This is a genomic window from Actinosynnema sp. NPDC091369 (assembly GCF_044757065.1).
Classification (GTDB): domain Bacteria; phylum Actinomycetota; class Actinomycetes; order Mycobacteriales; family Pseudonocardiaceae; genus Actinosynnema.
The window spans coordinates 119,821-133,981 of sequence record NZ_JBIVUG010000009.1 but is presented as its reverse complement, the minus strand read 5'-3'; the positions used below and the strand labels follow the sequence as shown (position 1 = coordinate 133,981).

Below are 14,161 nucleotides of genomic sequence, written 5' to 3'. Positions count from 1 at the left end.
TCGTCGCTCACAGACGGGTCGGGCTGTTGGGTCGGGTGGCTCGAGCGGGTCTAGCATCCGGAGGTCAAGGTCCGAGTACGCACGTACCGGAGACCAGTCCACCACTGACGCTGGAGGCCGTTGCGCATGGCCGGCACCACCGCACCCGAGCGGGCGGGCACCTCTAAAGGGGGCGGAACGCTCTACCGCGGCGACCTGGGGATGTGGTCCTGGGTCGCCCACCGCATCACCGGTGTGTTGACGTTCTTCTTCCTGTTCGCGCACGTCCTGGACACCGCGCTGGTGCGGGTGTCGCCGGACGCGTACGACAAGGTCATCGAGACCTACAAGAACCCGATCGTCAACCTGTTCGAGGTCGGCCTGGTCGGCGCGGTCCTCTACCACGCGCTCAACGGCATCCGGGTGATGCTCGTCGACTTCTGGGAGAAGGGCGCGCGCTACCAGAAGCAGATGCTGTGGGCGGTGCTCGTCGTCTGGGTGCTGGTGATGGTCCCGGGCACCTACTTCATGCTGGTCCGCACGGTTACCGACCTGCTCGGTGGGGGTCACTGATCATGAGCGAACTGACCCTGGCCAAGCCGCGCGCACCGCGCCGCCCCGCCGCACGCCGCAACAACTTCGAGCTCTACAGCTGGCTGTTCATGCGCATCTCGGGCCTCGCCCTGGTGGTGCTGGTCCTCGGCCACCTGTTCATCATGAACATCCTCGACGGTGGCGTGCACCGCATCAACTTCGGCTTCGTCGCGGGCCGGTGGGCCTCGCCGTTCTGGCAGTTCTGGGACCTGGCGATGCTGTGGCTGGCCCAGATCCACGGCGGCAACGGCCTGCGCACCGTGATCAACGACTACGCCCGCAAGGACGCGACCCGGTTCTGGCTCAAGGTGCTGCTCTACGTCTCGATGGTGCTGATCATCGCCCTCGGCACGTACGTGATCTTCACCTTCGACCCGAACATCACCGACTGACCCGCCGCGGGGAGTACTCAAGCCATGCAGTTCCACAAGTACGACGTCGTCATCATCGGCGCGGGTGGCGCCGGGATGCGCGCGGCGATCGAGTCCGGCCAGCGCGCCCGCACGGCGGTGCTCACCAAGCTCTACCCCACGCGTTCCCACACGGGCGCCGCGCAGGGCGGCATGTGCGCCGCACTGGCGAACGTGGAGGAGGACAACTGGGAGTGGCACACCTTCGACACGATCAAGGGCGGTGACTACCTGGTCGACCAGGACGCCGCCGAGATCATGGCGAAGGAGGCCATCGACGCGGTCCTCGACCTGGAGAAGATGGGCCTGCCGTTCAACCGCACGCCCGAGGGCAAGATCGACCAGCGGCGGTTCGGCGGCCACACCCGCAACCACGGCGAGGCGGCCGTGCGCCGGGCGTGCTACGCGGCCGACCGCACCGGCCACATGATCCTGCAGACGCTGTACCAGAACTGCGTCAAGCACGGCATCGAGTTCTTCAACGAGTTCTACGTCCTCGACATCTGCCTCACCGAGACCGAGGACGGCCCGGTCTGCACCGGCGCGGTGGCCTACGAGCTGGCGACCGGCGAGATCCACGTGTTCCAGGCCAAGTCCGTGGTGTTCGCCACCGGCGGCTTCGGCAAGGTCTTCAAGACCACGTCCAACGCGCACACGCTGACCGGCGACGGCATGGGCATCGTGTTCCGCAAGGGCCTGCCGCTGGAGGACATGGAGTTCTACCAGTTCCACCCGACCGGTCTCGCGGGCCTGGGCATCCTGCTCACCGAGGGTGCGCGCGGCGAGGGCGCGATCCTGCGCAACGCCTCCGGCGAGCGGTTCATGGAGCGCTACGCCCCCACCATCAAGGACCTCGCGCCGCGCGACATCGTCGCCCGCTCGATGGCCCTGGAGGTGCTGGAGGGGCGCGGCGCGGGCCCGAACAAGGACTACGTCCTGCTCGACTGCACCCACCTGGGCGCGGAGGTGCTGGAGACGAAGCTCCCCGACATCACCGAGTTCGCCCGCACGTACCTCGCGGTCGACCCGGTGAAGGAGCCGGTGCCGGTCTACCCGACCGCGCACTACGCGATGGGTGGCATCCCGACCAACGTGCACGGCGAGGTGTTGCGGGACAACGACAACGTCGTGCCCGGCCTGTACGCCGCCGGCGAGTGCGCGTGCGTGTCCGTGCACGGCGCGAACCGGCTCGGCACCAACTCGCTGCTCGACATCAACGTGTTCGGCCGCCGCGCGGGCATCGCCGCCGCCGAGTACGCGCTGTCCCACGACCACGTGGAGCTGCCGGAGAACCCGGCCGCGGCCGTCGAGGCGCAGGTGGCGCTGGTGCTGTCCGAGCACGGCCAGGAGCGGGTGGCGGACATCCGCACCGAGCTGCAGGCCACGATGGACGCCAACGCGTCGGTGTACCGCACCGAGGACACGCTCAAGCAGGCGCTGCACGACGTGCAGGCGTTGAAGGAGCGGTACTCGCGGATCACCGTGCAGGACAAGGGGAAGCGGTTCAACACCGACCTCCTGGAAGCGGTCGAGCTGGGCTTCCTCCTGGAGCTGGCCGAAGTTCTGGTCGTGGGCGCGCTGGCGCGCAAGGAGTCCCGCGGCGGCCACGCGCGCGAGGACTACCCGAACCGCGACGACACGAACTTCATGCGCCACAGCATGTACTACAAGCAGGGCGACGGCTTGCTGGCCGACATCCGGCTCGACTACAAGCCCGTGACGTTCACCCGGTACCAGCCGATGGAGCGCAAGTACTGATGACCGCTACCGCTGAAGTGTCCACCGGCTCGCGCGGGAACCAGCCCCCCGTGCCGGACGGCGCGATCACCGTCACCCTGAAGGTGCGCCGGTTCAACCCGGAGGTCGACGACGAGCCGCGCTGGGACTCGTTCGAGATCCCGGCCCTGCCGTCGGACCGCGTGCTGAACCTGCTGCACTACGTGAAGTGGTACCTCGACGGGACGCTGACGTTCCGCCGGTCGTGCGCCCACGGCATCTGCGGCTCGGACGCCATGCGCATCAACGGCGTGAACCGGCTGGCGTGCAAGGTGCTGCTGAAGGACCTGCTGGCGGGCGGCGGCAAGCCGACCACGATCACCATCGAGCCCATCAAGGGGCTGCCGGTCCACAAGGACCTGCTGGTCGACATGGAGCCGTTCTTCGAGGCGTTCAAGGCGGTCAAGCCGTACCTCATCACGTACGGCAACGAGCCGACGCGCGAGCGGGTCCAGTCCATCGCCGACCGCGAGCGGTTCGACGACACCACCAAGTGCATCCTGTGCGCGGCGTGCACCACGTCGTGCCCGGTGTACTGGACCGAGGGGTCGTACTTCGGCCCGGCGGCGATCGTGAACGCGCACCGGTTCATCTTCGACAGCCGTGACGAGGGCGCCGAGGAGCGGCTGGACATCCTGAACGACGTGGACGGCGTGTGGCGCTGCCGGACGACGTTCAACTGCACCGACGCCTGCCCCCGCGGCATCCAGGTCACCAAGGCCATCCAGGAGGTCAAGCGCGCCCTGCTCTTCAAGCGCGTCTGACCCGCACGCCTCCGGCCCCCCGAGCCCCGCTCGGGGGGCCTTCCCTTTCCCTCCCCCACCGTGAGTCGAACGCTCAGGCCCCGAGAGTCGAACGCTCAGGTACCCCGAATTCAACGCTCAGGACGCGCGGCCGGCGTGCCCGCGCGTCCTGAGCGTTGAACTCACCGGTCCTGAGCGTTCGACTCTCGGGACCTGAAGGTTCGACTCTCGGGACCTGAAGGTTCGACTCGCGCGGGGGTCAAGAGTTCTGGCGGGCGGCGCGGGCGGCTTTGGCGCGGCGGCTGCGCAGGTACATCAGCAGGGCGAGGACGAGGCCCAGGCCGGCGACGGCGGTGATCGGGCCACCCACGTTGCCGAACGCCGTCTGCATGGCCGACGGCTCGGTGCCGTCCGGCGCGGAGTTGGCCACCTCGCCGACACCGGCGCTGGTCGGCGTCGGCCGCGGCTCGGTGGTCTTCTTCTTCGCCTGCGGCGCGCCCTCGACCAGCCGGCCGACCGGGTTGCCGGACGCGGCCGGCTCCAGGGCGAAGCCGTAGTCGAGCAGGCGGGCCGCCTGGTCGGTCATCCTGGTCGGCTGCTGCTGACCCCGCAGCAGCACGACCACGAGCCGCTTGCCGTTGCGCTCGGCCGCGCCGACGTAGGTGTGCTGGGCGTCGTCGGTGAACCCCGACTTCCCGCCCAGCGCGCCCTCGTACGTGGTCAGCAGCCGGTTGTCGTTCACCACCGGCACGGTCCCGCTGCCGTTCGCCGCCGGGAAGTCGATCCGCTGCGTCATCACGGCCTTGACGAAGTCCGGGTACTTCATCGCCTCGCGGTAGATCAGCGCCACGTCGTAGGCCGACGTCGACGTGCCCGGCGCGTCCAGCCCGGACGGCGTCACGGCCCGCGTGTCCAGCGCACCCAGCTCGGCCGCCAGGGCGTTCATCTTCCGGATCGCCGACGGCACCCCGCCCAGCCGGCGGGCCAGCGCGTGCGCCACGTCGTTGCCCGACGCCATCACCAGCGCCTGGAGCATCTGCTCGACGCTGTACTCCGCGCCGTTGCGCAGCCCGACGCACGTGCACTCCTGCGCCAGGTCCTCCGGCGTCGCCACCACGGTGGCGTTGGGCGGCAGCTCCTTGGCGACCACCATCGCCAGCAGCACCTTGATCACCGACGCGGGCCGCTGCCGGCCGTGCGGGTCGAGGGCCGCCAGGACCGCGCCGTTGCCCATGTCGGCGAGCAGCCAGCTCTGGGCGGTGATGCCGTCCGGCGGCACGGGCGCGTTCGGCGGCAGCACGAGGCCGCACTCGCCGAGGCGCTGTCCCCCGATCGGGCTCTCGGGTACCTCGATCGGCGGCGGGGGCTTCTCACCCGGGGCCACCTGTTCGGACGTGTCGACCGGCGGGGGCGGCGACACCTTGTTCTCGCAGGCCGGCTGGGCCGCCGCGAGCGGTGCGGCGACGACCGACGCGCCGGCCATCAGCGCGCAAGCAGCCAGGACCAGGGCAACGGGCCGTCGGAACGCGGAGGAACGCACCCGACCAGGCTAGCCACCCCGGATGAGTGACCTGCACCCGCCACGTCCGATACTGCTCCGGTGAAGCTCTCCCGCGGCATGTCCGTCTTCCTGCTTGCCTTCGGGGTGTGGTCCTGGGTGATCTGGCCGACCTTCCTGCGCAACATCTGGAAGGACCCCCGCTCGTGGGACGGCGGCCCGACCGCGTTCTTCACCGTGCACCTGCTGCTGGTCGTCGCGTCGCTCACATTCGGCACGGTCATCGGCGTGTTGGGCGTGCGCGGGCTGCGTGCGGCCAGGAGCGGCAAGACCGACTGACACCCACCACACCTGGAGGCTCCGCCGTGGAGTTCGTGCGCCTACTGCTGGTGTTCCTGCACCTGCTCGGCATGGGCATGCTGATCGCGATGTTCTTCGTCCAGCGCCGGTCGGGCACCGACGCGCCGCTGAACAAGGGCTGGCTGCACGGCAGCGCGTTGCAGCTGCTCACCGGCGTGGCGCTGATGGGCCTGGCCCCGCTGACCGACCAGGACTACAACGACATCAAGATCGGCGTGAAGCTGCTGGTCCTGGTCGTCATCGCGGCCCTGGTCGCGGTCAACCTGAAGAAGAAGCCCGCCGCCTGGCTCACGCCGGTGCTGGCCGGCCTGGTCGTGCTGAACGTCGGTCTCGCCGTCTTCTGGACCTGAGCCGCTCAGCGCCGCCGGAACAACGCGCCCAGCAGCAGCCCCGCGCCGACCAGCCCCGCGGCGGTGCGGGGGCTGGGCCCCCGGCGCACCTCCACCACCGGCCGGATCACGGCGGGCGGTGGTGGGGCGGGCGGGTCGCGCAGCAGGTTCTCCCGCGCGGTGGCCGTCCAGGCCGTGATGAACAGCAGCGACTGGGCCACCAGGTTCGCGAAGAACAGCACACCGATGATCGGGCCGAACGCCGCGCCCGCCGGTGACGCCGTGACGGTGCTCAGGTAGAGCGTCCCGCCCTGCTTGAGCACCTCGAACACGATCGCCGCGGCCGCCGCGCCCTTGGCCGCGCTGCGCAGGCTGAACGGCTTGCGCGGCAGCTTGGCCAGCACCCACAGGAACACCAGCCAGTTCGCCACCAGGCCCAGCACGATGGTGCCGATCTTGAGCAGCGCCTCGGCCCACCCGACGCCGTCCAGGCCGACCCACCGCAGCACGACCTCGCCGAACCCGCTGCCGGCCGCCGTGAGGCCGAACGAGACGACCAGCGCCGCGCCGAGGGTGAGCAGCGCGAGCAGGTCCTTCAACGCCGTCTTGAGGAACGGCAGGTCCTCCTTCGGGTGGCCCCACTGCGCGGTCAGCGCGTCGCGCAGGTTGCTCATCCACCCGAGGCCGGAGTAGGCGGCGGTCAGCAGGCCGAGCACGCCGACCGTGCCCTTGGAGTCGATGGCCTGCTCGACGACCTTGTTGATGGTGTCGCCGAGCGAGCCGGGCACGGCCTCGGCGATGCTCGCCTTGAGCTCCTCGATCAGGCCGGGCTGGGAGACCAGCACGAAGCCGGCCACCGCGAAGCCGATCATGAGCATCGGCACGAGCGACAGCACGCTGAAGTACGTCACCGCCGCCGCGTAGTGCGCCCCGTAGCTCTCGGTGTAGCGCGCGGCGGCGCGGAACAGGTGGTCCAGCCACGGCCGCTGCCGGCGCATCCGATCGAGCTTCGACTCCGCCCCACCCGTTTCCGCCACACGAAAAAGCTAGTGCGCCCGGTGATCAGCCGCCAATCGGGAGGAAGCCGATCCGGTCGTAGGTCCGCGCCAGCGTCTTGCCGGCCACCTCGCGCGCCCGTTCCGCGCCGCGGGCCAGCACCTTGTCCAGCTCGGCGCTGTCGTCCAGGTACTCGGCCACCCGCGCCCGCACCGGCGTGACGAACTCGGTGAACACCTCGCCGAGGTCCTTCTTCAGGTCCCCGTAGCCCTTGCCGTCGTAGTCGGCGACCAGGGAGTCCACCGAACGCCCGGTCAGCGCCGAGTAGATCACCAGCAGGTTGCTCACGCCCGCCTTGTTCTCGGGGTCGTACACGATCTCGCGACCGGTGTCGGTGACCGCCGAGCGGATCTTCTTGGCCGACCGCTTGGGGTCCTCCAGCAGCTCCACCACGCCCGCCGGCACGGACTTCGACATCTTCGACGTCGGGTCCTGGAGGTCGTAGATCTTGGCGGTGTCCTTGACGATGTAGGGCTCCGGCAGCCGGAACGTCTTGCCGTAGCGGGTGTTGAACCGCTGCGCCAGGTCGCGGGTCAGCTCCAGGTGCTGCCGCTGGTCCTCGCCGACCGGCACGTAGTGCGCCTGGTACAGCAGGATGTCCGCGGCCTGCAGGATCGGGTAGGTGAACAGGCCGACGCCGACGCCCGCCTCCTGCCGCGCGGACTTGTCCTTGAACTGGGTCATCCGGCTGGCCTCGCCGAAGCCGGTCAGGCACTGGAGGACCCACCCGAGCTGGGCGTGCTCGGGCACGTGCGACTGCACGAACAGCGTGGACCGGTCGGGGTCGACGCCGAGCGCGAGCAGCTGAGCGGCGGACACCCTGGTGTTGTGCCGCAGGACCTTGGGGTCCTGCTCGACGGTGATCGCGTGCAGGTCGGCGATGAAGTAGAACGCGTCGTGCGCGTCCTGCAGCGCCACCCACTGCCGCAACGCGCCCAGGTAGTTGCCCAGGTGGAACGACCCGGCGGTCGACTGGATGCCGGACAGCACGCGGGGGCGGCTCACCGGAGCCGGGTTCTGGGCGTTCTCCGCAGAGTTTTCGACGGCCACGCGGAGGATTCTCCCAGGCCGATCAGACCCCGGTGGTGGCGGGCCGCACCTCGGCCGCGCCGTCGCCGCCGACGGTCACCTGGGGGACGACGGGCTGGTTCGCCGCCGTGCGCACCACCGCGGTCCGCCGCCGCCGGACCAGGCCGAACACCAGGCCGATCGCGCCGAACGCCACCGCGGCGATGCCGACCGGCGCCTCGAGGGAGACCGGAGCCGCCACCGCGCCGTCGGCCGCCACCGCGACACCTTCGACGACCAGGGAAGACGCCGCGCCCAGGACCAGACCCAGGACCGCACCGCGACCGCGCACCGCCCAGCCTCCTCACCAACACCGTGCCACCCCACCGGGGGGTGAACCTTGTTGACGGACGGCCGCGAACCTACCGAAGCTGTTGGACTGGCATGCCCGGTTCGGGTAAACGCGACCGGCGGCAGACTAACCACCTCCGCGGTCACCCCTCCCCGCAGGGGGTTACCTCACGGCGTCGACTCGGCCGTATGTCGTAGTGCGCTGCCGCGCCGGGCGGCCCGCCAAGGCCGCGGTGGCGTTCAGCTGCTCGGCCGTGCGGGCGGAGCCGTGCTCGGAGCCCGCCATGCGGCTGATGGTCTCCTCCATGAGCGTGCCGCCCAGGTCGTTGGCGCCGCCGCGGAGCACCTCGGCGGTGCCCTCGTCGCCCAGCTTGACCCACGAGCACTGGATGTTGTCCACGCGGCCGTGCAGGGCGAGCCGGGCGAACGCGTGCACGGCCCGGTTGTCGCGCCGCGTCGGGCCGGGCCGGGCCACGCCCGCCAGGTAGATCGGCGCGTTGCGGTGCACGAAGGGCAGGCCGACGAACTCGGTGAGGCCGCCCGTGCGGTCCTGGAGGGCCGCCAGCGCGCGGAAGTGGCCGAGCCAGTGGCCGGGGTGGTCCACGTGGCCGTACATCATCGTGGACGACGAGCGGATGCCCACCTCGTGCGCGGTGGCGACCACGTCCAGCCAGGTGGCGGCGGGCAGCTTGCCCTTGGTCAGCACCCAGCGCACGTCGTCGTCCAGGATCTCGGCGGCGGTGCCCGGGATGGTGTCCAGGCCCGCGTCGCGCAGCTCGGTCAGCCACTCGCGCACGCTCACGCCCGCCTTGGCCGCCGCGCTGACGACCTCCATCGGGCTGAACGCGTGCACGTGCATGCCCGGCACCCGGGTCTTGATCGCGCGCACGACGTCGGCGTAGTAGGTGACCGGCAGCTTCGGGTCGATGCCGCCCTGCATGCAGACCTCGGTGGCGCCCGCGTCCCACGCCTCCTGGGCGCGGTCGGCGACCTCGGCCACGGACAGCCGGAACGCGTCGGCGTCGCGCTCGCGCTGGGCGAACGCGCAGAACCGGCAGCCCACGTAGCAGACGTTCGAGAAGTTGATGTTGCGGTTGACCACGTAGGTGACGTCGTCGCCGACCACCTCGGCGCGCAGCTCGTCGGCGAGCCGGGCCATGGTCTCCAGCGCCGCGCCGTCGGCGGTGAGCAGCGCCAGGGCCGCGTCCGTGTCGTCCAGCAGCTTCTCGGGGCTGTCGGCGGCCAGCTTCAGCGCGCGTGCGGCGTCCTCGGGCAGCCGTTCGACGGCCTTGGGGACGCTCAACGACGCCCAGTCGCCGTAGACGCTGTCGAAGTCGCCCCGCCGGTCGCCGGTGCGCCCCTCGGTGTCGATGGCGGTGTTCAGGTCGGCCCGGCCGTAGGTGTCCAGGCCGCCGTCGGGCTCCTGCCACTCGCGGCCGACGACCGGCGCGTCCGGCTCGGCCAGGCCGTCCGGGCGCGCCAGCGCGGACACGTGCGCGGTGAGGCGGGTGTCGACCCACTGCCCGGCGGGCGCGGTCACGTAGCGCGGGTAGACGGCCAGGCGCTCGGCCAGCTCGAACCCGGCCGCGCGGGTGTGCTCGGCCAGCACGTCGACCTGCGGCCACGGCCGCTCGGGGTTGACGTGGTCCGGCGTCACGGGCGACACGCCGCCCCAGTCGTCGATGCCCGCGCGCAGCATCAGCCCGAACTCGCCGCCGACCAGGTTCGGCGGGGCCTGCACGCTCGTGGACGACGGCATGACCAGCCGCGCCACCGCGATCGTGGCGGCCAGCTCGTGCAGGTCGGCGTCGGGCATGCCGCGCATCGCGGTGTCCGGCTTGGCCCGGAAGTTCTGGATGATCACTTCCTGGATGTGCCCGTACTGGCGCGCGACGCCGCGCATGGCCAGCAGGGACTCGGCGCGCTCGGTGATCGTCTCGCCGATGCCGATCAGCACGCCGGTGGTGAACGGCACGTTCACCCGGCCCGCGTCGGTGAGCACCCGCAGCCGGACCGCGGGCTCCTTGTCGGGGCTGCCGTAGTGCGGGCCGCCCTTCTGCGACCACAGCCGCTCGGCCGTGGTCTCCAGCATCATCCCCATGCTGGCCGCGACGGGCCGCAGCCGCTGCAACTCCTCCCAGCTCAGCACGCCGGGGTTGAGGTGCGGCAGCAGACCGGTCTCCTCCAGCACGGCGATCGCGCTGGCCCGGACGTAGTCCAGCGTGGACGAGTAGCCGCGCGCCTCCAGCCACTCGCGCGCCTGCGGCCAGCGCTCCTCGGGCCGGTCGCCGAGCGTGAACAGGGCTTCCTTGCAGCCCTGCGCCGCGGCCCGGCGGGCGATGTCGAGCACCTCGTCCCGCTCCAGGAACGCGGCGGGCAGCTTGTGCGGGACCGTGGCGAACGTGCAGTAGTGGCAGCGGTCCCGGCACAGGCGGGTCAGCGGGATGAACGCGTTGCGGCTGTAGGTGACCACCCCCGGCCGCCCCTCCGCCAGCAGGTGGGCGTCCCGGACCCGGCCCGCGGCGTCCAGCAACGCCTCCAGGTCGTCACCGCGGGCGTGCAGCAGCACGGCGGCCTCGGTGGCGTCGAGCACCGCGCCGTCGGCGGCACGGCGCAACGCGCGTCGCATCGCCGACGCGCTGGGCGTCGGTTCCGGCGGGGTGATCGAGATGTCCACGGCCACGACAACGACATTAGGTGTGGAAAATTCCTGATCACGCCCAGTGTGACGTCCGACACGAAGCGCAGCGGCGCACGGGTTCGGGCGGTGGCGGACCGGTCAGCGGATCACCGGACCGGCGACCTCCCCGGGACGAGCAGCTCGGTGTTGCGGTCGGTCGGCGCGCCGACGGCGTTCGCGTTCGCGTGCGGGTCGTTGAACGCGAGCTCGCGGGCCAGCGAGGCCAGGCCGCGCGGCGAGAAGTCGTCGTAGTCGGCCCGGTAGGGCGCGTCCCCCTCGACCAAGGTCGTGAACAGCGACAACGTGCCGTCGCCGTTGTCCGCGAGCTCGATGATCCGGGCGTGCTGCGGGTGGTCGACGTGCGCGGCGGTGTTGATCTCCCAGAACGCCCGGTCGCCCGTGCCGTGCGGGACGATCCGGTTCTCGTGGGTGTGGCCGTTGACCCAGGCGACGACGTTCGGGAACCGGCCGAGCAGGTCCACGAGCGCCTTGCCGTCCAGCCGGGGGTCGAGCGGGCGGCGGCGGTCGGGCAGCAGGTTGCCCATGGTCCAGCTCGTGTGGTGGCTGAACAGGATGAACAGCTCGTCGGTGACGTCCTGGCGGTGCGGGAAGCCGAACGCGTCGTAGTAGCGGGAGCTGCCGCGCTTGAGCGTGCGCTCCAGCCAGAGGTACTGGTGCAGGCCGATCGAGCCGTCGGAGAAGCCGCCGGTGGTCGTGGTGTCGAGGCTGACGCCGGTGACGCCGGGCGCGATCGGGAACGCGTAGAAGACGTCCACGCCGTCGGCGTTGTCCTCGGTGAAGCCGTGGCCGTGCGGCCCGGGGCCGGTGTGGCGGGGGTCGAGGTGCGCCTGGACGAACTCGGCCGTGGTGAACGGGCGGCGGCGGGCGTCCGGGGTGACGGTGCGGACCAGCCCGCCCTCGGCGACGACGGCCGCCGCGTCCAGCACGTGCGAGGGGTCGGTCATGGCCTTGGCGAGGCGGGCGGCTTGCGCGTCCGAGAAGCCCATGATCTTGCGGTTGGCCGTGTAGAGGCCGTCGACGATCGGCAGGCCGTCGGGCAGGGTGCCGACCACGCTGTCGTCGTGGTTGCCGAACGTGCAGTACCAGGGCACGCGCAGGCCGGGGCTGTCGAACGGGCGGATGGCGGCGTCGAGCAGGCCGGGCAGGTGCGGGAAGCCCTTGGCCTTGTAGTCGTCGACGAGGGTGGAGTGCGGGTTCCAGTAGGTCTTGACGCCGGAGTCCTGCACGCCCTCGTAGCGGGTGGGGTCGCCGGTGTTGGCGGTGATCCGGCCGCCGTTGAGGACGGTGAGGAACCAGTCGAGCTCGACGAGCTCGTGGTTGTCGGTGTTGTCGCCGGTGGTCACCATGAAGTCGATCGGGCGGCCGGTGAACGGGCCCGCGCCGATCGAGTTGACCTTGTGAACCAGGGCGGTGGAGGTGTGCTGGGCCAGCGTCTCGTGGGCGCGGAAGGCGCCGGCGCCCATCAACGGGTGCGTGTACTCGAACCGGGCCGGGCTCTGCGCGTCGACCATGTGCATGTCGGTGAACTGCGCGAAGCAGGCCAGCGACGTGCGCCGGTCGGCCCGTCCGGCACTGGGCGTCGCGAGGTCGGGCCGCACCACCAGCGGCCACCCGGGACCGGCCTGCAACCGCCGGTAGCCCGCCGTGCCGACCGCCGTGGCCGCGACGTCCAGGGTCGTGCCGGTGGTGGCCGCCCAGGCGGGCCCGCCCCACGCCAGCACCGCGCCCGCCGCACCCGTCGCCTGCAAGAAACGCCGCCGGCTGATCCCCATCGAACGCTCCCGGTGTCTCGGTGAGGTGAAAAGTTCTCACGAACCGGGGAGCGCGTCACGACCTCGGGGTGAAGTGCGGCCGAACGAGCGAAGTCGATCGTCGGGTGGACCGATTCCGTTGGCCGACAACGGTTCTCGCCACCAGTCGAACATTCGGCTGACTGTGTTCCCGATCACGTCTCACGGGCGTTGTCGGCCGGATCCCCGGTTCACCCCGTCCTCGGGGGTGTGGTCGAGAACCGAACCTGCGCCGGACCCGACGGCCGAGCTCCTGCGTGACCTCCGGCAGGTCGTGGACCTGCCCGAACCCCTCCGGGACGAACTGGCCCTGGCCGAGGCCCTGCGCCCACGACTGCGGTCCGCGCTCGACGGGCACGCGGACGGGCTGTTCTCGGCCCTGGCGGACCGGTTCGACGCCGTCGTCACCGAGCACCGCCTCGACTCCGTCCCCGTGCCGGACCTGACCGGCGTCACCACCCCGCTCCAGCTGACGCCGGCCGAGCTCGAAGGACTGGCGACGTGGCGCAGGGCGACCCGCGAACTGCACCGCGTCCACGACGCCCACCGCGACCTGACCCGCGCCGTGACGGGTCACGAGCCCGACGACCTCACCACGCTGTTCGACGTCGAAAGCCCCGAGCAGGCCGCCGCCGTCACCGCCATGCTCACCGCGCACCGGACCGGCAGGGAACCCATCACCCGCTACGGCCCGCTCCTGCCGTTCGCCATCGGCCCGCTCTGCGGCGTCCGCCTGACTTTGAAACCCCCGCCCGCCGCTACACCCCGGGCCAGTCGAAGCTCACCGTGACCGGCGCGTGGTCCGACCAGCGCTCGGCGTACGTCGCCGCCCGCTCGACCACGGCCGAGGTGGCGGTGGCGGCCAGGGCGCGGGTCGCGACCTGGTAGTCGATCCGCCAGCCCGAGTCGTTGTCGAACGCCTTGCCGCGGTAGGACCACCAGCTGTACGGGCCCGCCACGTCCGGGTGGAGGGAGCGGACCACGTCGACGTACTCCGCCTCGCCGAACACGCGGTCCATCCAGGCGCGTTCCTCCGGCAGGAAGCCTGACGACTTCTGGTTCGTCTTCCACGCCTTCAGGTCTTCGGGCCGGTGGGCGATGTTCCAGTCGCCGCAGACCAGCACCTCGCGCCCGTCGGCGGCGGCCTTGTCGCGCAACTCCACCAGGTACGGCAGGAACGCGGCCATGAACCGGTCCTTCTCGTCCTGCCGCGGCGTGCCCACGTCACCGCTGGGCAGGTACAGCGACGCCACCACCACGTCCGCCAGCTCGACCTCGACGTACCGCCCGGAGTGCTCGAACTCGGCCACCCCGAACCCGATCCGCACGGCCTGCGGCGCCTCGCGCGTCAGCACGGCGACCCCGTTGCGCCCCTTGAGCTCCGAGTGCGCGTGCGCCACGTGCCACCCCTGCGGCGAGCGCACCTCGTCGGGCAGCTGACCCGGCTCGGCCCGCACCTCCTGGAGGCACACCACGTCCGCCGACGTCGCGGCCAGCCACTCCAGGTAGCCCTTCTTCGCGGCGGCGCGCAGCCCGTTGACGTTGATCGTGGAGACAGTCAGCACC

Annotated in this window: 14 protein-coding genes; 7 read left to right on the top strand and 7 right to left on the bottom strand. The window is 71.2% G+C overall.

The window, feature by feature from the left end:
• Positions 1-126 precede the first annotated feature (126 nt).
• Genes sdhC through ACIQMJ_RS29445 form a run of 4 tightly spaced genes read left to right on the top strand, consistent with a single transcriptional unit; the run spans position 127 to position 3,523 of the window.
• Positions 127-552: a succinate dehydrogenase, cytochrome b556 subunit gene (gene sdhC / locus ACIQMJ_RS29460; protein ID WP_499764246.1), complete on the top strand. Its 426-nt coding sequence runs from the start codon at positions 127-129 to the stop codon at positions 550-552.
• A gap of 2 nt (positions 553-554) precedes the next feature.
• Positions 555-965 (top strand): succinate dehydrogenase hydrophobic membrane anchor subunit, encoded by a 411-nt coding sequence (locus ACIQMJ_RS29455; RefSeq protein ID WP_499764245.1) that lies wholly within the window; start codon positions 555-557, stop codon positions 963-965.
• Positions 966-989: 24 nt separating this feature from the next.
• Entirely contained in the window at positions 990-2,741 is a 1,752-nt protein-coding gene (gene sdhA, locus ACIQMJ_RS29450; protein WP_499764244.1) for a succinate dehydrogenase flavoprotein subunit, read from the top strand.
• Complete coding sequence (locus ACIQMJ_RS29445; protein ID WP_499764243.1) at positions 2,741-3,523, top strand: succinate dehydrogenase iron-sulfur subunit; 783 nt, start codon at positions 2,741-2,743, stop codon at positions 3,521-3,523. The genes sdhA and ACIQMJ_RS29445 overlap by 1 nt, the downstream gene beginning before the upstream one ends.
• Before the next feature lie 238 nt (positions 3,524-3,761).
• Here the strand turns inward: ACIQMJ_RS29445 and ACIQMJ_RS29440 are convergent, their stop codons facing one another.
• Positions 3,762-5,042 carry a D-alanyl-D-alanine carboxypeptidase family protein gene (locus tag ACIQMJ_RS29440; protein WP_499764242.1) on the bottom strand — a complete coding sequence of 427 codons (1,281 nt, stop codon included), beginning with the start codon at positions 5,040-5,042 and terminating at the stop codon, positions 3,762-3,764.
• Between the two features lie 60 nt (positions 5,043-5,102).
• Between ACIQMJ_RS29440 and ACIQMJ_RS29435 the strand changes: the two genes are divergently transcribed.
• Together ACIQMJ_RS29435 and ACIQMJ_RS29430 are read left to right on the top strand one after the other, a co-directional pair.
• The gene (locus ACIQMJ_RS29435) at positions 5,103-5,339 is read left to right on the top strand and encodes an SCO4848 family membrane protein (RefSeq protein ID WP_387486516.1); all 237 of its coding nucleotides are present in this window, start codon (positions 5,103-5,105) and stop codon (positions 5,337-5,339) included.
• 26 nt (positions 5,340-5,365) lie between these two features.
• Entirely contained in the window at positions 5,366-5,710 is a 345-nt protein-coding gene (locus ACIQMJ_RS29430; protein WP_499764241.1) for a hypothetical protein, read from the top strand.
• Positions 5,711-5,715: 5 nt separating this feature from the next.
• On the opposite strand, the gene ACIQMJ_RS29425 is transcribed toward ACIQMJ_RS29430, so the two are convergent.
• The 5 genes from ACIQMJ_RS29425 to ACIQMJ_RS29405 all read right to left on the bottom strand — a co-directional run bounded on the left by ACIQMJ_RS29425 (position 5,716) and on the right by ACIQMJ_RS29405 (position 12,577).
• A complete protein-coding gene (locus tag ACIQMJ_RS29425) occupies positions 5,716-6,687 on the bottom strand; it encodes a YhjD/YihY/BrkB family envelope integrity protein (RefSeq protein ID WP_499764373.1) in 972 nt (323 codons plus the stop codon).
• 64 nt (positions 6,688-6,751) lie between these two features.
• On the bottom strand, positions 6,752-7,795 hold the full coding sequence (gene trpS, locus ACIQMJ_RS29420; protein WP_499764240.1) for a tryptophan--tRNA ligase: 1,044 nt from the start codon (positions 7,793-7,795) through the stop codon (positions 6,752-6,754).
• Between the two features lie 22 nt (positions 7,796-7,817).
• Positions 7,818-8,105 (bottom strand): hypothetical protein, encoded by a 288-nt coding sequence (locus ACIQMJ_RS29415; RefSeq protein WP_499764239.1) that lies wholly within the window; start codon positions 8,103-8,105, stop codon positions 7,818-7,820.
• Positions 8,106-8,267: 162 nt separating this feature from the next.
• Positions 8,268-10,787 (bottom strand): bifunctional FO biosynthesis protein CofGH, encoded by a 2,520-nt coding sequence (locus tag ACIQMJ_RS29410; protein ID WP_499764238.1) that lies wholly within the window; start codon positions 10,785-10,787, stop codon positions 8,268-8,270.
• A gap of 104 nt (positions 10,788-10,891) precedes the next feature.
• Positions 10,892-12,577, bottom strand: coding sequence for a TIGR03767 family metallophosphoesterase (locus tag ACIQMJ_RS29405; protein ID WP_499764237.1), 1,686 nt, complete (start codon positions 12,575-12,577; stop codon positions 10,892-10,894).
• A 226-nt stretch (positions 12,578-12,803) separates the two neighbouring features.
• On the opposite strand from ACIQMJ_RS29405, the gene ACIQMJ_RS29400 reads away from it, so the two are divergent.
• Positions 12,804-13,385 carry a hypothetical protein gene (locus ACIQMJ_RS29400; RefSeq protein ID WP_499764236.1) on the top strand — a complete coding sequence of 194 codons (582 nt, stop codon included), beginning with the start codon at positions 12,804-12,806 and terminating at the stop codon, positions 13,383-13,385.
• On the opposite strand, the gene ACIQMJ_RS29395 is transcribed toward ACIQMJ_RS29400, so the two are convergent.
• Positions 13,354-14,160 carry an exodeoxyribonuclease III gene (locus tag ACIQMJ_RS29395; RefSeq protein ID WP_499764235.1) on the bottom strand — a complete coding sequence of 269 codons (807 nt, stop codon included), beginning with the start codon at positions 14,158-14,160 and terminating at the stop codon, positions 13,354-13,356. The two genes, ACIQMJ_RS29400 and ACIQMJ_RS29395, sit on opposite strands and share 32 nt — an antisense overlap.
• Between the last annotated feature and the right edge of the window lies 1 nt (position 14,161).